General features: G+C 26.8%; 17 protein-coding genes. 1 reads left to right on the forward strand and 16 read right to left on the reverse strand.

Annotated elements, in window-relative coordinates:
• Window positions 1-84: 84 nt before the first annotated feature.
• The 7 genes from KQI77_RS05720 to KQI77_RS05750 all read right to left on the reverse strand — a co-directional run bounded on the left by KQI77_RS05720 (window position 85) and on the right by KQI77_RS05750 (window position 7105).
• On the reverse strand, window positions 85-657 hold the full coding sequence (locus tag KQI77_RS05720; RefSeq protein ID WP_216389311.1) for a TetR/AcrR family transcriptional regulator: 573 nt from the start codon (window positions 655-657) through the stop codon (window positions 85-87).
• 205 nt (window positions 658-862) lie between these two features.
• The gene (locus KQI77_RS05725; RefSeq protein ID WP_216389312.1) at window positions 863-1609 is read right to left on the reverse strand and encodes a hypothetical protein; all 747 of its coding nucleotides are present in this window, start codon (window positions 1607-1609) and stop codon (window positions 863-865) included.
• A gap of 255 nt (window positions 1610-1864) precedes the next feature.
• Window positions 1865-2710 carry a GNAT family N-acetyltransferase gene (locus KQI77_RS05730; protein WP_216389313.1) on the reverse strand — a complete coding sequence of 282 codons (846 nt, stop codon included), beginning with the start codon at window positions 2708-2710 and terminating at the stop codon, window positions 1865-1867.
• A gap of 269 nt (window positions 2711-2979) precedes the next feature.
• Entirely contained in the window at window positions 2980-3927 is a 948-nt protein-coding gene (locus KQI77_RS05735) for a hypothetical protein (RefSeq protein ID WP_216389314.1), read from the reverse strand.
• Between the two features lie 84 nt (window positions 3928-4011).
• Entirely contained in the window at window positions 4012-5190 is a 1179-nt protein-coding gene (locus KQI77_RS05740; protein ID WP_216389315.1) for a cation:proton antiporter, read from the reverse strand.
• A gap of 223 nt (window positions 5191-5413) precedes the next feature.
• Window positions 5414-6436, reverse strand: a complete 1023-nt coding sequence (locus tag KQI77_RS05745) for a branched-chain amino acid aminotransferase (RefSeq protein ID WP_216389316.1) — start codon at window positions 6434-6436, stop codon at window positions 5414-5416.
• An 81-nt stretch (window positions 6437-6517) separates the two neighbouring features.
• Window positions 6518-7105: a hypothetical protein gene (locus KQI77_RS05750; protein ID WP_216389317.1), complete on the reverse strand. Its 588-nt coding sequence runs from the start codon at window positions 7103-7105 to the stop codon at window positions 6518-6520.
• 187 nt (window positions 7106-7292) lie between these two features.
• Between KQI77_RS05750 and KQI77_RS05755 the strand changes: the two genes are divergently transcribed.
• Window positions 7293-7637, forward strand: a complete 345-nt coding sequence (locus tag KQI77_RS05755; RefSeq protein WP_216389318.1) for a phenylpyruvate tautomerase MIF-related protein — start codon at window positions 7293-7295, stop codon at window positions 7635-7637.
• Between the two features lie 80 nt (window positions 7638-7717).
• Here KQI77_RS05755 and KQI77_RS05760 read toward each other — a convergent pair whose 3' ends face one another.
• The 9 genes from KQI77_RS05760 to KQI77_RS05800 all read right to left on the reverse strand — a co-directional run bounded on the left by KQI77_RS05760 (window position 7718) and on the right by KQI77_RS05800 (window position 22358).
• Window positions 7718-7855 (reverse strand): hypothetical protein, encoded by a 138-nt coding sequence (locus KQI77_RS05760; RefSeq protein ID WP_216389319.1) that lies wholly within the window; start codon window positions 7853-7855, stop codon window positions 7718-7720.
• 106 nt (window positions 7856-7961) lie between these two features.
• Window positions 7962-9860 (reverse strand): asparagine synthase-related protein, encoded by a 1899-nt coding sequence (locus tag KQI77_RS05765; protein ID WP_216389320.1) that lies wholly within the window; start codon window positions 9858-9860, stop codon window positions 7962-7964.
• Between the two features lie 257 nt (window positions 9861-10117).
• Entirely contained in the window at window positions 10118-12133 is a 2016-nt protein-coding gene (locus tag KQI77_RS05770; protein ID WP_216389321.1) for an amylo-alpha-1,6-glucosidase, read from the reverse strand.
• Window positions 12134-12345: 212 nt separating this feature from the next.
• Window positions 12346-15600 (reverse strand): DEAD/DEAH box helicase, encoded by a 3255-nt coding sequence (locus KQI77_RS05775; protein ID WP_367397278.1) that lies wholly within the window; start codon window positions 15598-15600, stop codon window positions 12346-12348.
• 384 nt (window positions 15601-15984) lie between these two features.
• A complete protein-coding gene (gene miaB / locus KQI77_RS05780; RefSeq protein ID WP_253289363.1) occupies window positions 15985-17310 on the reverse strand; it encodes a tRNA (N6-isopentenyl adenosine(37)-C2)-methylthiotransferase MiaB in 1326 nt (441 codons plus the stop codon).
• Between the two features lie 252 nt (window positions 17311-17562).
• Window positions 17563-18423 carry a GNAT family N-acetyltransferase gene (locus KQI77_RS05785; protein WP_216389324.1) on the reverse strand — a complete coding sequence of 287 codons (861 nt, stop codon included), beginning with the start codon at window positions 18421-18423 and terminating at the stop codon, window positions 17563-17565.
• Between the two features lie 74 nt (window positions 18424-18497).
• A complete protein-coding gene (locus tag KQI77_RS05790) occupies window positions 18498-20402 on the reverse strand; it encodes a bifunctional 4-hydroxy-3-methylbut-2-enyl diphosphate reductase/30S ribosomal protein S1 (protein WP_216389325.1) in 1905 nt (634 codons plus the stop codon).
• A gap of 15 nt (window positions 20403-20417) precedes the next feature.
• Complete coding sequence (gene cmk, locus KQI77_RS05795) at window positions 20418-21074, reverse strand: (d)CMP kinase (protein WP_216389326.1); 657 nt, start codon at window positions 21072-21074, stop codon at window positions 20418-20420.
• Window positions 21075-21146: 72 nt separating this feature from the next.
• On the reverse strand, window positions 21147-22358 hold the full coding sequence (locus tag KQI77_RS05800; protein WP_216389327.1) for an NAD(P)/FAD-dependent oxidoreductase: 1212 nt from the start codon (window positions 22356-22358) through the stop codon (window positions 21147-21149).
• Window positions 22359-22438 lie beyond the last annotated feature (80 nt).

Here is a 22438-nt window from a genome sequence, read left to right on the forward strand (position 1 = left end):
AGCATACTTAATTTAAGCATACTTCTAATATATTATATCTTAAATCAACTAAAAAAAACAAAAAACTTTTATATTTTAAATATGTTATTTTCTTATTAAGTCAATTATCCAAGAAGCTTCTGGAATATCCTCTTCTTCATTTAATATAATATTCTCAAGTATTCCTCTAAGTGCTGACATTAATGTAATTGCTAACAAATGCGAATTTCCTTCCTTTATTTCACCTTTTTCTTGTCCTGCTTCAATTATTGATATAATATTTTCTAAAAAATCTTTATTATTAAGTTTATCCTTCATTTCCTCTGGAACATCTAAACTAACTCTGCTTCTCTCTATTAATAGATACATATTACTTGCAACTTTATTGTTTCTAGTTAAATCAAGATAATCTTGAACAACTTTAGTTAATATCTCTAATGGATCATCAAGTGAATTATTGATTTTTACTCTTGAAGTATTTATCCCCATATTAATAAGTTCGTTAAATAAAACTTCTTTTGATTCAAAATAGTGAAACATTAACCCCATACTCATATTAGCTTCTTTTGCAATATCAGATATCTTACAATTACTATATCCTTTTCTTATAAATAAATCTAAGGATATTCTTAATATCTCTGCTTTTCTTTGCTTCTTTTTTTGCTCTCTTATTCCCATTTTCGTTAAATCTCCATTCATTGAACGTATATTCAACATAATTATATCGTGTAACTGCCTTTTTTTCAATATTTTAAGTTTTAAATTTATATAATGTATATTTTTTACCTTATGGTCTTTTCCATATATCTGTTGAAATAATATACAAGATTCTTTTTTATGTTTAATTAAAAAGAATATAGTACTTAAGTATTGTTTATTAAAATTATATACAAGCAGCATAAAAGATGTATTTAATATTATTATTATTTTTATACCAATAATAATATCTATATATATATTTAGTAGCAATTCCTCTAAAGTCTTTATGCCATAGTTCATAGTACTTAAATTCTTTACAAGCATCAAGACATTTTATAATGCTATTCTTTATTGCAGAACTAATAGGCTTTATAGCTAAATTAATAAATCTATTATTTGAAGGTACAATAATAGATTTTGTACTAGTATTTCTTCTTATAACATCTTTTACAAGTTGAATAGACATAGCTCTTACATCAAGATCTAAAAATGTATCTTTATTACTATTAAGACCAAAGTGTATATTAAATTTCTTCTTATCCCGTGATATATTCTTGCTACCTTTTCTATTTTCATAATATGTTCTTTTTATAATTTCTACTTCACCATCTAATAAATTCTGTTGGACTTGTATTGCCATCATTATTTTATGTCTTATACTAAAGGCTGTTTTTATGTTAATATGTAGTATTCTAGCGCACTCTGACAATGTAAGTTTATTATGCATAAGAGATAAATATCTGTTCCATAATAAAATATTTAATTTAGACTTATTCCAAGGCTTATTAGTGTATGAAGTAAATGTTCTACTGCACTCTTTACATTTATATCTTTGGCGATCTTTTACATAACCATATTTACATATATGGCCAGAATTGCAATGTGGGCAAGATGTCATTTCAATATTCTTGATAATTGATAAATAATTCATAATAATGTACCTCAATTGTATTTATATATTAGAATTATTTCCAAACTAACGTTCTTTTAAACATATTTTCGTCACCAAAATAACGACAAATTTTGATTTTTAATATAACAACACATATATGGAAAAGATATTAGCATTTAATAATACAACTATAAATCTCTTTCATGAATCCCAACTCTATTATTTAAAGCAAAAAAATCACCATATATCAAAATATACGGTGATCTAAATCAAAATAACTTATTTCAAAACTTATTACGAAAGATTTTCTTGAGATCTTTCAATTTCATCAAGTGCTATTAATTTGCTATTAGCTCTAAAATCAATTTCAAATCCTAAACTATCTGCAAGTCTAGTAGCTGGAACATTATCATTATCACATTGCCATTCAACTTGTTTTCCTGACTTAACAGCTTTTTCTACACATGCAGAAGCAACAGATTTACCAAAACCTCTACCTCTAAATATTTCACTTGTTTTAAGTACAAATTCCACTTTTTCATCATAAGTATAAGCAGATATACAAAAACTTACTATAACATTATCTTTAACTAAGCAATAACCTATTCCGTTTTTCAAAAATTCTTCTTCTGAATTCCAGAATGTATTTATCCATCCTTTTAACTTTTCTAAATGCTCTAATTTATTATTTCTTAGTACATTTTCATGTATCTCAACTAACTCAAATTTTCTTGGAATGACTGATAAAGGATTTACTTTTAATTTATTAAATTTATAAACATTTCTCACAACATCTTTTGAAGCTTTATCTTTTAATACCTTTAATTTGCCTTCAAAATTTTCAGTATAAGAAATTTCAATTCTTGAAACTTCTACTCCTAATTTGATAACTTGTGGAATAAATACATTTTTAATTAGGTCATCAATAGATCTATTTGCAACTTCATCAGAACTATCTCCACCTATTAAAACATCTCCTACATTGTTCCACACAATTGCTACCTTGGGAGCTTTTATATTATCTACATATATCTCTCCTTGAGCATTACCTTTAATTATAGAATTGATAACAACATTATAATTTAATTCTTTAAATAAATCATTTACCTTTGCATAATCTTTTTTTTCTAATTTTAACATATTGCTCAACCTCCTCTTGTAAGTCAATATATATAAATCTGTGTTTTATACATTATCACCAAGTTTTTTATTAAGTTTATTATAGAATATAATTTCGCAAGTTTCAATTGCTAAATATTAACACGAAGTAAATAATTATAAACGTCTTTTTAACTTATATAGTAAATTATGAACATTAAATAGTTTATTAAATTTCTGTTTTAAATATGTAAAAAGCAAGCATTAATCACCTTTTAACGCTTGCATTTATGTATTTTTTATGTAAACCTTTAATAATTACATAATTTTATTATTTCTTCGTCAATTTTTGACATCTTATCATTTGTTTCTTTGACTTCTCTTGTCGTTTCTGTTAATATTTCTTTTTTTCTTGTTAACATATTTGTTACTCTATCTTTTAAAAAAACATAATCTGTATATTTATTTATAAAATCATTTTTATCTGACGAAGTAATTTTTCTTTCCTTAATATATTTTTCAATATAATCTCCTGGCATTATTCCGTTATCTATATATTCATATATAATTTGCATATCTTCATCACCAAATATAGAATTTTCGCCAAGATTGTTGTATAAGTTACTTATTTCTTCCTTCATAGAATAATAATAATCTCTATTATTATTCCAATATGTATATACATTATACATGTTCATACGATCTCTATTGTCTATTGCTACATTTATTATATCTCTAAAATAGTCAAAGCTTTCAATATACGATTCAATATTTTTTATTATCTTATTGTTTTCTTCATAATATGTTACAACAGGCATCTTAGAATTTAATTCATTTTGGCATTTAGTATAATCATCTATAAGTTTAATTATTTCTTTAGATTCTTTACATTTTTCATCTGAATATTTAAACTCTTCATTATATTTACTAAAATAATTTATTGCTTCTGAATAATTATTACCTTTATCCTTTTCTAATATTTTTATGCCTTTTATATATTTCTCATCAGCTATAATATTTAATTTATCAATTAGCTTCTTTACTTTGTTATAATTACCATATTTTTTGTATTTATAACTTTTACACCTATTATATGCTTCTAAATATTTGTTATCATGAATCAAAATATTTATACTATTAATTTCTGATTTTGCAGAATTATTATAAGTATTATATTTATATAAAACACTTATTGCACATATCATAATCATTGAAATTAGTATAACTATAACTCTCGTTTTCTTTATTTGCTTTTTCATATATTCTCCTCTTACCCACAAATAAAAGTCAAAACTCAAAATGCATAACGCAATTCTTTTAAGTTTTGACTTTTATAAAATTAATTAAGCCATAGATTTCTTATTTTCTTTAAATACACAATTTAATAACACCGGAGTTATCAATGTTGTAATTATTACCATAATTATTATTGGTGCAAAAAAAGTTTTAGTTAATAATCCAATAGCAATTCCTTTATTAGCCATGATAAGTGCAACTTCACCTCTAGATATCATTCCAACACCTATCTGAAGCGATTCCTTATTTGTATATTTCAAAACTTTTGATGCTAGTCCACATCCTAAAACTTTACTAATTATTGCAATAATAGTTATTATTAATGTGAAAATTATTATTTTAAAGTTCATTCCAGAAATTACTGTCTTTAATCCAATACTTGCAAAAAATATAGGGGATATAAACATATATGAAACTACTTCAACCTTAGATAATATATATTTATTTTCACTTAAGCTACATAATATTACTCCAGCTATATAAGCACCAGTAATATCTGCTATACCAAATAACTCAGAAGCATATGATAATAGCAAGCAAAATGCAAATGCTAAAACTGGGATTCTTCTTCTATGAACTGCACTTCTATTCTCAGACCATTTAAAAAATCTGTATACAAGTATTCCAAGAACTATAGCAGCTACAAAGAAACCAATTATTTTAAGCAAAATTATAAGTATAGAAACAACATCAGCTTTTCCACTAGTACCTATGCTAGTAATAAGAGATAATAAAATAACTCCTAAAATATCATCTATAATAGCTGCACCTAATATAGCAGTTCCTGCTCTTGATTTAAGCTTGCCCATTTCTTGAAGTGTTTCAACTGTAATGCTAACAGATGTAGCAGTTAATATTACTCCCATAAATATATCTTGTAATATATTTTTTTCAAAAAATACTCCAACAATAGTTCCAAGAATAAGGGGAACTAATACCCCACACAAAGCTATCACAAAAGATGCCATTCCACTTTTTTTAAGTTCCTTTAAATCAGTTTCGAGTCCAGCTTGGAACATAAGTACTATTACTCCAATCTCAGCAAGACTTTCTATAACACTATTATTATCTATAGTAATTACATTTAAACATACAGGACCTAATATTACTCCAGCAATTAATGCACCTACTACTGCAGGTAATTTAAAATGCCTAGAACATATACTTAAAAATTTAGTAGAAATAAGTATAATAGCTATATCTAATAAATATTTATATTCTTCCATAATACATCACCTCGTTATACAAATCCTTTTATTTATTTTACCACAAATACAATAAATAAACTATTATTTCACATTGTTCCTGCTATTAATTTTCTAAAGTCTAACATTACTTAAACACCATATATAAGGTATCTGTCTACAACTACAAGCAAAATATAATTTTCTAAAAAGTAAAAAAACAAACCACTCATATATAATGAGTGGTTTACAATAAATATCATAATTATTTAACTTTATATATCCATCCTTTAGGTCCTTCAATATCACCTAATTGAATACCTACTAATAAATCATATAATTTCTTTAATACAGGACCAACTTCAGTTTCACTATAGAATACATGTAATTTACCTTTGTAGAAAATTCCACCTACAGGACTTATTACAGCAGCTGTACCACAAGCACCAACTTCTGCAAATTGATCTATATCATCAATATATACATCACCTTCAATTACTTCCATATGAAGATAATCTCTAGCAAGTTCTAATAAAGAATACTTAGTAATACTTGGTAAAATAGAATCTGATAAAGGTGTTACAAGTTTATTATCTTTAGTAATACCTATAAAGTTTGCTGAACCAACTTCTTCTATCTTAGTGTGAGTTGCTGGATCTAAGTATACACAGTCTGCATATCCTTCTGCTTTAGCTTGTTCATGAGCTAATATAGATGCTGCATAGTTACCACCAACTTTTTGTTTACCTGTTCCACGTGGTGCAGCTCTATCACAATCAGCAATCTTGAAGTTTACTGGTGACATTCCACCTTTAAAATATGCTCCAACTGGAACACAGAATACTGAGAATAAATATTCAGGAGCAGGACCAACTCCAATGTTGTCTCCTGTACCTATTAAAAATGGTCTTATATATAATGCTCCGCCTGTTCCATAAGGAGGTATAAATCTCTCATTAGCCTTAACAACTTCAACACAAGCATTAATGAACATTTCTTCTGGGACTTCAGGCATTAATAACTTTCTTGCTGAAGAATTCATTCTCTTAGCATTTTGATCTGGTCTAAATATTTGGATTCCTCCATCTTTAGTTCTAAATGCTTTTAATCCTTCAAAACATTCTTGTCCATAATGTAAAGCTGTAGATGCTTCACTTATGTTTAACATATTATCTTCGTATAATTTTCCTTCTTCCCACTTTCCATCTTTATAGTAGGCTCTGTAACGATAATCGGTTTTAATATAACTAAATCCTAATTCGTCCCACTTGATTTCTGTCTTTTCCATAGTTATCCATCTCCTAAAATTAAAAATCTCTACGTTAGTTAAAATTATACCCTTTTGAGTTAATTTTTTCAACATATTTGTCTAAAAATTTATATTAGGGAAAGACATAATTATTTTCTTTATATATTTGTCTTGTTTTGGCAAATTAAAATTAAGAGTTTTCATAAAATCTTCCAAACTATTTTCTGTAAGATACATTTCTTTATATTCTGAAAAATCCATATGTTCTTCATGATAATATTTTTTAATATCAATAAAATCCACATCGAATTTATTACTAATTAACTCAGGATTACCTTTCCATTGCTCAATTTCTTTTTTATCACCATCCATGTATTCAAATAGAGGATTAAATTTATCAATTTCTTTGCCATTTTCATAACAAACATACATCCATAAATCATCTATATTAGTATGAAACATAAATCCAAGTGTTCCTATTTTTTTAGTTAATGCTATAGTACACGCTTCTCCAAACGCAAAATTTTTAGGATAAATTATAGTTATATGATTATTATATCCTGTTACAATTCCAACATCATTACTAGAATAATCATTTGTTACCTCTTGAAATACGCCTCCATTACTTTTTATTATTTCTTCTAATGTTTCTATTGCATCATCATACTCATCGCATATAATACTTGTCATTGTTTTAAATAAACTCATTGTATCACTCTCCCAAATTATTTTACATATTAAATATTAAATATATATTTATACTATATTTTTATTCATTAATATAATAATTTATCCATAAAACATTTAAATTTTTTATATAATTTTTGTCTCACATATTTTAACTTAATTTTATATATTAATATTAAGAATAATAAAATTATAAGGAGCTATATATATGCCATATATTGAGTCTAAAGTTACAGTAAAATTAACAGAAGTCGAAAGAGAGTACTTAAAAACAGAATTAGGAAAAATAGTAGATGACATTCCTGGAAAATCCGAAAATTTTCTCATGGTTGGATTTCAAGATAATTTTCCTTTATATTTTAAAGGCCAAAAACTTGATTATGGCGCATTTATTGAAGTAAAGTTATTTGGTTCCGTAGCTGAAGATTACTTAAAGGCAGTTACCTCTGAAATATGCAATTTATATAATTCTAAATTACACATTCCTCCAAAATCTATATATGTAAAATTTGAAGAAGTTGATAATTGGGGATGGAATGGTAATAACTTTTAATAAGACCTCTTATATAATAAAGTTAAAAAAATGCTAGAGACATAGATAACTCTATATCCCTAGCAAATTATATTTTCTCTTTAGCTATATGTGTTTATTATAGTTGATCCGTCTTTGCTTGTCCAATATCCATCAAATACCTCTCCACCATTTGGTGCATATTGTGTTTCTGTAATGTTCATTGTGTTAATCTTTGGTGATGACCATATCTTTTTCATAATTAATACCCCCTAAAGAATAAGTATATTTATATATAATTAGCATTATATATCATTACATATTATCATCATTGTTCATTTATAGTTGTTTCTGATGACAATAATATTATATATCTTTTACCATATTTTGTAAATACATTGTTCTATCTTTTTTTAAAAATATAGAAATTATTGATAAATATATAAGAACTCTAACTATACCTTCATTCTCACTATTAACCCCATCCTTAATAGATTGTAATAAATCTTCCACATAATCTTGATCAATATAAGAAGATAAAGTTTTATCTAGTATATTTTTTTCTATATCTAAATATATTTCTTCCCACCTAATATTAAGTCTATAATACCAATCTGCACTCTGCAGTCCTCTTCTATGATCATCTTTTATAATAAATTCAGGAACTATTCCCTTTAAATATTCTCTAACTAATCTTCTTGTTACACCATCTCTTACAAATTGATTACTTGGAAAACTTAGGACAAGTTCATACAATCTTCTATCCCTAGTTACATCTCTTATGATAAGTCCATTCTTTAATGATGCTTTTGTTTCTAATTCGCCTATTTGTGATAAAGATATTTTATGATAAATTACACTTTTATCTTTTTCTAAGGATTTTACACTACATGAAGTATTCCATAATCTTTTATTTAGATTATATTTTTTTATATAAGTATCTTTTATAATATTTTTTTGAAGAGGTTCTTTAGATGAATTTTTAGTGTTTCTATACAATAATTTAATTAAATCTTTTCTGCCACATTTATATTCCGTTGAAAAATTTTTTAATTCCCTCATAAATTCTTTTAATTTTCCTGTAGACAATAAAGTTACAAAATGAATGTTAATATCGCCAAAGGATATTGTTCCATTACCACATTGACCATTTAATACAATTCTACATTTATCTTTATGAGCTTCTTCTAAAATGGTAGATAACCAAGTATTATTTTGTATAACCTTATAAGGTGTTTCAAGAATATCTAGGTTTTCATATATATTGCTATATGCATCCTTACCTTCACATGATATAAAATGATTCTCTATGTTCTTATACACTGAAGATAATTTCACCACTTCTTTACTCTCATCTGGTTTGTAGTATTTAGGAGTGTCATTAACATAATCATTAAGTGGAACTGATGTATATGCTTTTAATTTTTTATATTTAAGGAATCTACATGCTACACATGCTACAGATGTTGAATCTAATCCACTACTTAATAATATACCAATATTGTCTTCAGTTCTTAGTACACTTTTCACAGCTGTATTAAATGTATTTAGAAATATATCTTTGTATTCTTCATCCCTTGATAAATTGAGTTTTTTTATGTTTTGAGTTGGATTATAATATTCGACTCTTCTATATTCATTATTGGTTATTACTACATACTCACCTGGAGCTACTATATAGATATTTTGGTATATAGTTTCTTCACATTCACTAATATGAGATAATCCTAATAATCCAATATAATCAATAAGATATCTTTCGTTAATTCCTTCATTATATATAATTCTTATAGGGGTTAAAAGTGTTGAAAATAAAATTCTTCCCTCATTAACAGCAAAATATATACTCCTAGCACCACAATGATCTCTTCCTAATATTACTTCTTTTTTCCTTTTATCATATATCATAAATGAAAAAACACCATAAATATGATTTAAAAAGTCCAAGCCCCATGTTTTATAAGCTCTATACATTATATATCCATCAGGAGTATTATCTTCTAACTTGAGTTCTCTAATAAGTTCCTTACAATTGTCTAACATCACATCTGCATCAAATATAATCTCATCATCTTCAATAGGCAACTCTTCTACATAAGATTCAACAGTTATATATTGAATTCCACAAGCTATATAATATTCATCTCCGTATTTCTCCATAATATCATCAATGTTATACTTACAATATTGATTCTTCATATTATATATAAGATTGTTATTTATGCCCTTATCTTTAGTATTTATTATTCCCCATATTGCAGACATTTATTCTTTACTACTAAAAACTTTATAAAAAAATCGCTAAGGCGATTATGGAACCTTAAATTTTGTTCAACTTTTCCTAGTAGCTTCTCCTTTCATTTTATTTAGCCATTATAATAGATTTTTTAAGCAAAATAATTTCCTAACTTGCTCTCAAAGAAACTTTATAATTTCTTAGACATAAAAAAGCTATTATTATTTTTTAATAAAGAATATATCTTTATTAGATAAAATAATAATAGCATATTTTCCATATTATGTTAATTGTTTTTTTCGTGGATTAATACTTCGTTATAAGCTCTCATTACTTCGCCTACACTCCAAGCTTGAGAATAACAACCTCTACTTGTTGAAGGAAAATCCCCATCAAATATTTCAGCAATTCCATTAATACATCCATCTTTCATATGATCTCTAAATAATAAGCACATTTCTTTTGCTCTTTTTACTGATTCTTCATTATAATCATTAACTTTCATATAAGCAGTTATAAATGGTCCTATTAAAAATCCCCATGTTGTTCCCATATGATAAGCTTTATCCCTATTTATAAGTTTACCAATATATTTATTTTTATAATCTGGATCTAAAAATGATAAACTTCTCATACCGTATATGTTATATAAATGTTTATAACACACATTTACAATAGATTTTTCCTTTTCTTTATCTAAAATTGAAAAAGGTAATGACACAGCCCATAACTGATTAGGTCGTATCTTATCATCATTTTCATCTACAACATCATACAAACATTTTTTTTCTTCATTCCAGAATTTATTGTTAAATGACCTTTTAACCTTTTGTGCAAGTTCACTATATTCTTTATTATCATCACCAAACATCTCGCTAAGTATTGCCATTATACATAATGCATTGTACCACAAAGCATTAATCTCTACTGGTTTTCCATGTCTAGGAGTTACAACAAGATCCCCCACTCTAACATCCATCCATGTTACTTGATCTAAGCCATTACCTGCATGAACTAAATAATCACTATCCATTCCAATAGAAAATTCTGTACTAGTTGAATAAGCTTTAATTATTTCTTTTAGTTTACTATATATCTTATCCTTAACAAAATCATATGCTTCTACAGATGTATCATATTGTAAATATTTGTGGACTGCTTGGAAATACCACATAGAAGCATCTACTGTATTATATTCTGGTTTGGTATTTGCATCTGGAAATAAGTTTGGTACAAGACCATTTTTCACATACTTTGAAAATGATTCAAGAATTTCTCTTGCAACTTTAAATCTTTTCGGTACTAGAGTAAGTCCTTCAAAAGCTATCATTGTATCTCTTCCCCAATCTGTAAACCATGGGAAACCTGCAAGTATAGTTTTAAGATTTGTACTTTCTCTTTTAACTATAAAATGATCTGATGCTTTTATTAAATCCTTCATAAATTCATCTTCAAATTCAGAATCAAGTATTATTTTATCTATTCTATTTTTATATTCATCACATATATCAAAACCTGATTTATCTTTTATATCTTCTAATGAACATATGAAGTAAAATTTTGATTTCTCTTGTGGTTTTAATTTTATTCTTACTTCATAAGGTGTAAAATGATTATCTACTCCTAAAAAACCAGTTCTATTATCTATTTTATAATAATTATTCTCTTCTATTAAATAATTAGGAGTTGCCATTGTAACTTCATAATTACTTCTATCATAATATTCTCCCTTAGAAGAGTAAAAATTAATCATAACATCCGTATTAGCTTCTGGTACAAGTGATAATATTTTATCATTTATACTAGTTTTAAACTTAAGTTCTGATTTTTCAGAAACCTCTCCAGCACTTCTATAATTAAAAAGTGGTGTTATACTCATATCTAATTCATCAAAACCATTTTCTACTTCATAACACACAGCTACTGTATTATGTCCATATTCTAAAGCTATTGTCTTCTTGATTCTCACATCTTCAACTTTATAATAATATGTTGGAATTGTATCGAATTCAAATTTCTCCATATATTCTTGGCCATTTTTAGATGAATTGATATATTCTTGACTAGTTAAATCATACTCTCTATTGTCTATTGTTAGCTTCTCTGTAGTTCTAGTAAAAACTGAAACTCTTTTAACTGGTGGATTAAGAGATGCAACTAAGTACCCATGAAATGAACTAGCACCTCCACCGCATATTGTATGGTTAGCATAACCACCTATTCCATTACCAATCATCCATAAAATTTCATTACCTTCACTTATATTCTTATAACTTCCAAGTCCATAACTATATTTACTCATATCTCTTTCTGCTACTTAGAATTAAGTAGCAGTCCTCCTCCCCATTTTAATGTTAGAACAAAATCATCAAGGCAACTATGAAGCCTTAGATGCAAATTTTATATAATTTCCTATAAAGCGAAATAAAATTACTAATTTAAACATTTACATTATAACATGACTTTAATATATATGAAACAGAATATCTAACAATAAATATTCTGTTTCATAACTTATCTAGAAAATAAACCTATAATATCCTCTTCTGTTAGGTTTGTTATTAAACTTAAATATGAATCTCCATTATCAAGCACTTTATTTATTAATTCCTTTTTTTGTTCTTGAAGTAATAATATCTTCTCCTCAAGAGTTCCCTCTGAAACCATCTTTATTACTTCTACAACATTTCTCTGCCCTATCCTATGTGCTCTATCTGTGGCTTGATCTTCAACTGCTGGATTCCACCATGGATCTAAATGTATAACTATATCAGCACTTGTAAGGTTTAATCCAGTTCCACCTGCCTTTAAAGAGATTAAAAATACATTAGTATTACAACTATTGAATTCATCTACTAATTTATTTCTATCTTTTGTTTTGGTTGCTCCGTCTAGATAATTATATGTAATATTTTCTTCTTCTAGAAGAGGCTTTATTAACTTAAGAACAGATGTAAATTGTGAAAATACTAATATCTTATGATTTTCTGCTATACTTGACTTTATTATATCTATAAGAGCATCTATCTTGCCACTTCCACCTTTATATTCATTCATAACAACAGCTGGATTAATAGCTATCTGTCTTAGTTTTGTAATATATGATAATATCTCTATCTTACTTGAAGTAAATTCATTATCTTTAACCTTTTCTTCTAGTATATTTCTAACATGATCAGCATAAGTTTTATATACTGACTTTTGTTTTTCAGACATAGGTACAACTAATTTTTTTTCTATCTTGGGTGGTAGTTCTTTTAACACATCTTTTTTGTATCTTCTCAAGATAAAAGGTTTTATCAGTCTATTTAGTTCCTCTATAATACATTCATCTTCTTCTAAACGCCTATGATACCTCATGGTGAATTTTTCTTCATTATATAAATAGCCTGGCATAATAAAGTCAAATATAGACCATAATTCCATAAGAGAATTTTCAAGAGGAGTTCCTGTTAATGCATATCTTCTTTTAGCTTGTATAGATTTAACTGCTTTTGCATTCTTAGAATTATGGTTCTTTATGTTTTGAGCTTCATCTATAATGCAATAATCAAATGTAATATCTGTATATTCATCTATATCTAACCTCAGGGTATTATATGTAGTTAACACAACATCATATCTTGAGTAATCTTTTATTATTTTTTTTCTGTTATCTTTTCTACCATATATTATCCCTATTTTCATACTAGGTGCAAATTTTTTAAATTCATTATACCAATTATATATAAGTGATGTAGGTGCAATAATAAGAGAATGTGCATCATTATTAGAACATAAAAAAGTTATAGCTTGTAATGTTTTACCCAGCCCCATTTCATCAGATAATATTCCACCAAATCCAAGATCATCTAATGTTTTTAAATAATTATATCCATATTTCTGATATTCACGCAATTCAGCTTTTATTGCATCTGGCACTTTATATTTCTTATTTTTTACTTCTTCAAAAGAATTCTTTAATCCAATAAGTTCTTCTCTACCAGAGAAATAAGTTATTTCCTTATCTTCCATATAATCTTCTATATATATTCCCTTACTCTTTGGAACTTCTATAGAATCATTTATTTCATCTGGCGAAATAGAATCTAAAAGTTTAAGTAGATTATTAAGTTCTATATCTTCTAAATCTAAAAATTCTCCATCTTCTAATCTATAATATTTTCTGTTATCTCTAAAAGCTCTAAGTATTTTATATATTTCATTATCTGGCAAATTCTTTATAGATAATTTAAATTCAAGATAATCAAATTTGCCTCTTTTTATTGTTCCTTGAATATTTCTATTAATATCTTTTATTCCAACAAATGAATCAGAATAAAATACTTCTCCTAACTCTTGTAATTTAGATATATCATACTTAAAGAAATAAAATAATTCTTCTTCTGATTTTACATATGCAAATTTAGTTTTTATAACTTTAAAACCTAGCTTTTTAACTATATCTAAAACCTGTGATTCTTTATTAGTATCACGATATATTACTATATCCTCTAAAGTATCAAATATGTTAAATTCATACTTATCATAAATAACTTTTATAGTTAATGTTGTATAATCTTCCTTATTAAAATAAAATTTAAACGAAACTGGTGATAATACTATTTTTTCTTGTATTTCTTTAGATAATTCAACATAACTCGTAACTTTTTGCATTTCTGGAATAAGCTCTCTAAGAACTCTATCTTTTTCGTATTTAGAAAAGAAAATAGTCTTGCCATGATTAAATATTTCAATATAAGGGATAAGCTTCTCTGCTTGTTCATAAGATGGAATATATATATCTGTACCCATCAAGAATATATCATTATTACTAGAAAGAGAAATAGGCACACCCCTAGGTGCTTCTAATTTCATCATATCCCCTACTTCTTTTAGTGACAACTCAAAAGGAATATCAGATTCTATTATCTCTGTTTCTATAACCCTACTAAAAAAGCCACTTCCTAAATAGACCCTTAAGTGTTTTATAATATTTATAAATTCAAATAAAAATCCATCAGGAATAGTAATTTTTTTACCTGAAATTATTCTATCATTTATCTTTTTATAGTAATTATTATTATAATCTAGCTCTCTTAATAACTTCAAAAAATTAATAAGTTTATGTTCTGTAGATTCTATCTTTTGTTCTTTAATATTAAATGTAAAATCCTTACCATATTCTATAGGAATTCTATTATATAATGCTAACAAAAAATTATTTATATCTTTAAGAGTATATAATTTATTAGATTTCATGTCTTTAGTGCCTATCTTAAACTCAGCAGTTATTCCATTGCTCCATGAAACTTTATCTAATATAACTTCAAATTTTAATGATTTTCTTCTATCATCTTTATTAACAAGCATATCTAATATAGACATACCACTGGTAACTACTAGATTCTCTCTCTTATCTTCCATTCCTAATCTATTAAGTAATCCATCATCACTATCTAACATATCCATGAATTTCATAAACGTAGCGACTAAATGTTTACAGCAATAGCCTTTTTTCTTAATAGAGTGTTTCTCAAAATCAGCACAAGTACAACTAGTATATGCCACATCAAAGTCACTTTTATAAATATCTATTTTGCATGAATATTGATTAAATAGCTCTTCAGAAATAACAGATGATATAATCTGTAGTTTTTCTTCAGTTGATTCAAAATCCACATCAGTTACCAAATCATTATTAAAAACTCTTCTACCTAGAGTTTCTTTATTACCATAAGTACTATTCCTAAAGCCTTCTAATATTTTTTGCTTTATCAACTCAATCACCAACTCTTATTGTCATTACATATTATTATACTATATGGAACATATATTTGTAAGACCAACACTTTTTTAGTATATCCATATAGTTAACTTTTATACCTTGCTATAAATTTAATATAATTTGCTATAAATTTAATATAATTTGCTATAGAATAAAATAATACTTATGGTCTTTTCCATCAGTGTGTTGATGACATTTTCTAATTAATCAATAAACATAATAATATTTAATGAATCTATTACTATACGTCAACATATTCCTGGAAAAGACCATAAGTATTTTTAAAAACAAAATCATCAAAGCCACTATTTAAGCCTTAGATTTTATTTAGCCATTATAACAGGTTCAAAAACTTGTTTTGTATTTGTCATGGCACTATTTTTCTTTTATACTAATTCACCTATAAGTGAGAATGGCTGAGCTCTAGTTATTTTAACATCAACTAAACTTCCGATTAAGTTATTATCTCCTGGGAAGTTAACCAATCTTCCACATCTAGTTCTTCCCATTAATTTAGTTTCATCATTTTTACTAGTACCTTCAACTAAAACTTCAACTGTTCTTCCTTCAAATTCCTTATTTAATTCTATAACATTTTTATTTACTTCCTCAACTAATCTATTGAATCTCTCATGCTTAACTTCTTCTGGAATTTGGTTAGGCATTTTATCTGCAGGTGTGTTATTTCTATTTGAATATATGAAAGTGAAGGCAGAATCATATCTAACTTCCTTAACCATATCTAATGTATCTTGGAAGTCCTCTTCAGTTTCTCCTGGGAATCCTACTATTATATCAGTAGTAATTGCACATCCTGGAATTTCTCTTTTAATCTTATTAACTAATTCTAAGTAAGCATCTCTATCATATTTTCTATTCATTTTATGTAATAAGTTAGTTGAACCACTTTGAACAGGTAAATGAATGTGTTCACATACCTTATCACATTCTTTTACTGCTTGAATAACTTCATCAGTTAAATCCTTAGGATGAGAACTCATAAATCTAATTCTCTCTAATCCCTCTATATTATTAACTCTTCTAAGAAGCTTTGCAAAATTCATATCATCTTCTAAGCCTTTACCATAAGAATTAACATTTTGTCCTAAAAGAGTTACTTCCTTATATCCTTTACTTACCAAATCCTTAATTTCATTTTCTATATCTTCTGGCTTTCTACTTCTTTCTCTACCTCTTACATAAGGAACTATACAATAAGTGCAGAAATTATCACAACCATACATAATAGTTACAAATGCCTTAACATCACTCTCACGTTCTACAGGCATTCCCTCTATTATTTCTGTTTCTTCATTAAAAATCTCTTTTATTTTAACGCCTTGAGTCTTAACTGCATTTAGATATTCTGGGAACTTATGTGCATTATGAGTTCCAAATATTATATCTACAAAAGGATATTTTTCTAATATTTTTTCTGGCATCCCTTTTTGTTGCATCATACAACCGCATATTCCTATTATTAAATCAGGATTATTTTTTTTCATTTTCTTTAATGCACCAACATTACCAAAAACCTTGTTCTCTGCGTTCTCTCTAACACAACATGTATTAAATAGTATAATAGAAGCTTGTTCTTTTATACTTGTCTTTTTATACCCTAATGACTTCAATATTCCTGATAGCTTTTCAGAATCTTCTTCATTCATCTGACATCCATAAGTGCAGATATGAAAATACTTTCCTTCCCCCATCTTAGGATCAAATTTTTTTATATCTTTGAATTTTATCGCCATTTCTCTTCCTCCTACTTTAACTACAACTATTATATATAAATCATTATCTTAAATCAATATAATTATTTTTGATGCCTTTTATAAAAATTATACTTTAAAGCCTAAAAAGATAAGCATTTCTAATTAAAAAATTTATAAACTTTTCTAAACATTAAAATAACAAGCTTAAAACATACATATAAAGTACATTTAAAACTTGTTATTTATTACCTATATTCTATGCCATACCCAATTGGATATCTTACCTACATCCTCAAACCCAGTTTCTTCATATAGTTTAGCTGCTAATTTATTATCATTTTCAACTCTGATATATACATCTTTAATACCATCTTTATTGGCTAAATTAAGTAATCTATTAAGTAAAAGCTTGCCATATCCAAATCCTCTATAACTTTTAATTATCCCAAGATTTACAATAAAATATTGTCCTCTATTAAATACAATCTGTCCATAACCAATTATTGCATTATTATATTTTATAAAAATACAATAATCTTGAATATAATATTCTTGACCTTCATCAAATTCTATATCACTTACTGTAAGAGGAACTCTATCCTTATTGCTAAAGACTTCATTTTGAATATAACACCGTATCTTTCTATCCGTAATTTTATCATAAACTTTATATGATATATTATAATCTTCATCATTTCTTAACATTTTATTGTTAATCTTCATAAGCCTTGTTGCTTTGAACAACTTCATATCCAATCTTTTTGCTAAATATATAATATATTCATTTTCATAACCTTCATAAATTAAAACATTACTTTTAAGCAAATTCATTGTTGTTGGATTAACTAATTCTAAATGTTCAGGAACAATGTATATATCATTTATCCTTTGAGATTTACCACCTATTGTATCTAACCATATGTATCCTATATAATCATCTTTATATTTTAACAATCTAATTGCTTTTTTTATAAAAAATCTATGAACAGACCCTCTATGCATGTAATATCTATAGAAGTCTTGTTGATATTTTATTACTTTTTTGGAATCTTGTAATAAAGAATCAAATATATCAGCGTTGTTATTATTTAACCTCTCTAAAACAACCATAAAATTTCTCCTATTAAAGTAAAAACTCCCCTACAATAAAATATATGGGAGTTTTTAATCTTTAATTACAAATATTAAACATCTTTGATGCTTAAGCTAATTCTCTTCTTTTCTTCATCAACTGAAAGAATTCTTGCTTTAACTTCTTCACCAATAGATAATACTTGTGATGGATGTTCTATTCTTTCTTCACTTATCTTTGAGATGTGAACTAATCCGTCTAATCCTGGTTCTAATTCTACAAATGCACCAAAATCATTTATTCTAACAACTGTTCCTAAAACAACTGAATCAACTGGATATTTTTCAGTAACATTTTCCCATGGTTCAGGAGTTAATTGTTTAATGCTTAATGATAATTTCTTAGCTTCTTTATCTAAATCTATTATCTTAACATCAATAACTTCGCCTTTCTTTAATACATCTTCAGCTTTAGCTACATGTTTCCATGATATTTGAGAAAGGTGGATAAGACCATCTACTCCATTAACTTCAGCAAAAGCACCAAATGAAGTAAATCTCTTAACTTCTGCTTTAACTACATCACCAACTTTGAATGAATCCCAAGCCTTTGCTTCTTTTTCAGCTGCATCTTTTTCTAGAATAACTCTTCTTGAAGCTATTATCTTTGAATTACGTCCTTTAACGAATTCTATTAATTTAACTTCCATTGTTGTATCCTTTAATGCAGCTTTGTCTTCTACATACTTAATGTCGATTTGTGATTGTGGTATAAATATTCTAGCACCTTTATAATATGCTACTAATCCTTTTTCTTTTACTTCTGATATTTTAACTTCAAAAACAGTTCCTTCATCAAATAACTTTTGTAATTCATCATATACTTTTTCTTTTTCAAAAACAGTTCTTGATAATACTACATAACCATCTTCATTAACTTTTCTTGATATTATTCTAGCTTGTAGAGTATCTCCTATGTTTAATGAATCAGCATATTCCTTTGGATCTCCTTGAAGAGTTAATTCCTTTAATGGAATTATACCATCTGCTTTATATCCTACTAATGAAATAACAACTCCATCTATAGTTTTTGAAAGGATTTCTCCTTGCACTTCATCTCCTGCTTTAAATTGTTTGTCGTATTCTGCCATTAAATCTAGTTGTTCTTGATTGCTTGAATTTTGTTCCATAATACTAATTACCTCCCTGATTATCCAATCTGGTGTTGATGCACCAGCTGTAATTCCAATTTTTTTGTTTTTACATTTATCTAAAAAGTCATTTGACAATTCACTTGCATTTTCTATATGAATAGTTTCACAATTACTACTAGAAATCTGATATAGCTTAGTTGTATTAGAACTATGCTTACCACCTATTACTATCATATAATCTACTTTTTCTGATAATTCTTTAGCACTGTTTTGTCTAACATCAGTAGCAGCACATATAGTGTTGAATTTCTCTATATTAAGATTATATGTAGATAATCTATTAAGTAATTTATCCCAATTTTCCTTTTTTTCTGTAGTTTGAGAAACTACACAAACTTTATAATTAGGAATGTCAGGAAGTTCATCTCCCTTTGTAATAATTGCTGTATTATTACACCATCCATTTATCCCAATAACTTCAGGATGATTCTTATCTCCAAGTATTATTATTTGATAACCATCATTATAATACTTTTCAACTTTTTTTTGAATATTAGATACATATGGGCAAGTAGCATTTTTTACTATTAACCCTTTGTCTTCTAATAATTTTAAAGTTTCTTTTGGTACACCATGAGATCTTATAACTATAACATCCCCTTCTGATAAATTAGATATTTCGTCTAATTCAACAGAATATATATTATTGTCTTGAAGATATGATACCACATCATTATTATGAATTAATGGTCCTAATGTGTAAATCCTCTTGCAGTACTCATTTTGAATCTTTAAGGCTGCATCAACAGCTCTCTTGACCCCAAAACAAAACCCTGCTTCTTTTGCTAACTTAACATCTGACATAAGCAAATTTGTCTCCTACTTAATAGTTTTAACTAAATTAATTATTTTTTCTGTCACTTCTGAAATGCTTAAACCTGTAGTATCTATCTCGATTGCATCTTCAGCTTTTCTTAAAGGGTCAACTGCTCTATGACTATCTTTATAATCTCTATCGATTATATCTTTTAATATTTTATCATAAGAACACTCTATATTTCTATCCCTTAATTCTTTATATCGTCTAGTTGCTCTCTCTTCTGGAGTAGCATTTAAAAATATTTTGCATGGTGAATCTTTAAGTACTACCGTACCTATATCTCTTCCATCCATAATTACATTGTACTTTTGTGACATTTTCCTCTGAAGTACTACTAGTTTTTCTCTTACTTCTTTTATAGAAGCATAACTAGATACTATCTCACTAATGTCAGGCATAGTTATTTTATCTTGGATATTTTCATCATTTAGATACAAATCATCATTTATAAATTTCATATCCATATTATCAATCATATTGCAGATCTTATCTATATCTTTTTCTGCTGATAGATTGTTTTCCTTTGACTTAAGTGCAACTGCTCTATACATTGCTCCTGTATTAATGTACATTAAGTCATATTCCTTCGCTACTAATTTAGCTATTGTACTTTTACCTGCACCTGCAGGTCCATCAATCGCTACTGATAATCTCACAGTTATAATTCCGCCTTCCTTTTGAGAATTCCTACAATCTCCATTATATATTCTTTTGTTTCTATAAACAAGTTAAATATTATTTCCTGCCAAAAAACCTGTAGACAATGCAATTTGTACATTATATCCACCAGTAAATGCATCTACATCTATTACTTCACCAGCAAAGGATAAATTATCTATAATTTTTGATTTCATAGTAGAAGCATCAATTTCTTTTGTATCAACTCCACCTTGTGTTACAATTGCTTCTTTTAGGTCTCTTAAGCCCTTAATATTAAATGTCAAATTTTTTATTAAATGTACTAGTTTTTTTCTTTCTTCTTTTGTAATTTCGTTAACTTTCTTGTTTTCATCTATACCAGATAACATAATTATTATAGGAATTAACTTCTTAGGTAATAAATCATCTAATGAGTTTTTAAAATTCTTATTTATGTACTTTTGAAAATCTTTCTGCACCCTTTTATCTAATTCATGTTCTTCAAGTGCTATCTTTAAATCTATAGTTAATGTATATTTTCCATTTCCAATAAATCTACTACCACTTAATATTAAAGGTCCAGAAACTCCAAAATGCGTAAATAACATTTCACCAGTATTTTTATATAATGTTTTTTTGCCTTCTTTTATGTATACTGTAACATTCTTAAGAGATAATCCCATAAGTTCTTTTATATAATCTTCTTCAAGTTCAATAGGTACTAGTGAAGGTTTTAATTTTATGATATTATGTCCACACTTATTAGCAAATTTTTGTCCATCCCCTCTAGAACCAGTAAGTGGATAAGATGCTCCACCTGTTGCAATTATAAAATAATCTCCAGTTATAACTTTAGAGTTTTCTAAGGTTACAGATTGTATTTTCTTGTCAGTAACATTAATATCTTTAACTCTACTATTAAGTAGTATTTTTACATTAGCCCTTTTAAGTGCATTATCTAAACCTTTTATAATATCCGAAGATTTATCTGATTCTGGGAAAACTCTATCTCCTCTTTCTACTTTTAACTTAATGTGCTCTTTTTCAAAAAAGTTCATAGTATCTTCATTAGTAAATGTATACAAAGCACTATATAAAAAATGTGGATTTCCTGGAATATAATCAAAAAATTCCGAAATATCCTTTGCATTAGTTACATTGCATCTTCCTTTTCCTGTAATAAATAATTTTTTTCCAATCTTATCATTACCATCTATAAGAATAACTTCATGTTTTTTACTTGCTTCAATAGCCGCCATCATTCCTGCAGGACCGGCTCCTATTATAATGACTTTACTCAAAATTATTTTTTCCTCCTTAAATTTGGCTTTTATTAACATGCTAAAAATAGCATGTTAAAGCCACTTCTGTTCTATTCTAC

The organism is Clostridium sp. MSJ-8 (assembly GCF_018918325.1).
Taxonomy (GTDB): domain Bacteria; phylum Bacillota; class Clostridia; order Clostridiales; family Clostridiaceae; genus Clostridium.

Excerpts from the sequence above, each read along its gene's own strand:
- KQI77_RS05785 (WP_216389324.1), bottom strand. The coding sequence starts at position 18,423 with ATGGTTGTTTTAGAGAGGTTAAATAATAACAACGCTGATATATTTGAT.
- KQI77_RS05760 (WP_216389319.1), bottom strand. The coding sequence starts at position 7,855 with ATGAAAAAGATATGGTCATCACCAAAGATTAACACAATGAACATTACA.
- KQI77_RS05730 (WP_216389313.1), bottom strand. The coding sequence starts at position 2,710 with ATGTTAAAATTAGAAAAAAAAGATTATGCAAAGGTAAATGATTTATTT.
- KQI77_RS05735 (WP_216389314.1), bottom strand. The coding sequence starts at position 3,927 with ATGAAAAAGCAAATAAAGAAAACGAGAGTTATAGTTATACTAATTTCA.
- KQI77_RS05755 (WP_216389318.1), top strand. The coding sequence starts at position 7,293 with ATGCCATATATTGAGTCTAAAGTTACAGTAAAATTAACAGAAGTCGAA.
- KQI77_RS05745 (WP_216389316.1), bottom strand. The coding sequence starts at position 6,436 with ATGGAAAAGACAGAAATCAAGTGGGACGAATTAGGATTTAGTTATATT.
- KQI77_RS05765 (WP_216389320.1), bottom strand. The coding sequence starts at position 9,860 with ATGTCTGCAATATGGGGAATAATAAATACTAAAGATAAGGGCATAAAT.
- KQI77_RS05720 (WP_216389311.1), bottom strand. The coding sequence starts at position 657 with ATGGGAATAAGAGAGCAAAAAAAGAAGCAAAGAAAAGCAGAGATATTA.
- KQI77_RS05740 (WP_216389315.1), bottom strand. The coding sequence starts at position 5,190 with ATGGAAGAATATAAATATTTATTAGATATAGCTATTATACTTATTTCT.
- KQI77_RS05725 (WP_216389312.1), bottom strand. The coding sequence starts at position 1,609 with ATGAATTATTTATCAATTATCAAGAATATTGAAATGACATCTTGCCCA.
- KQI77_RS05770 (WP_216389321.1), bottom strand. The coding sequence starts at position 12,133 with ATGAGTAAATATAGTTATGGACTTGGAAGTTATAAGAATATAAGTGAA.
- KQI77_RS05750 (WP_216389317.1), bottom strand. The coding sequence starts at position 7,105 with ATGAGTTTATTTAAAACAATGACAAGTATTATATGCGATGAGTATGAT.
- miaB (WP_253289363.1), bottom strand. The coding sequence starts at position 17,310 with ATGGGGGAAGGAAAGTATTTTCATATCTGCACTTATGGATGTCAGATG.
- KQI77_RS05790 (WP_216389325.1), bottom strand. The coding sequence starts at position 20,402 with ATGTCAGATGTTAAGTTAGCAAAAGAAGCAGGGTTTTGTTTTGGGGTC.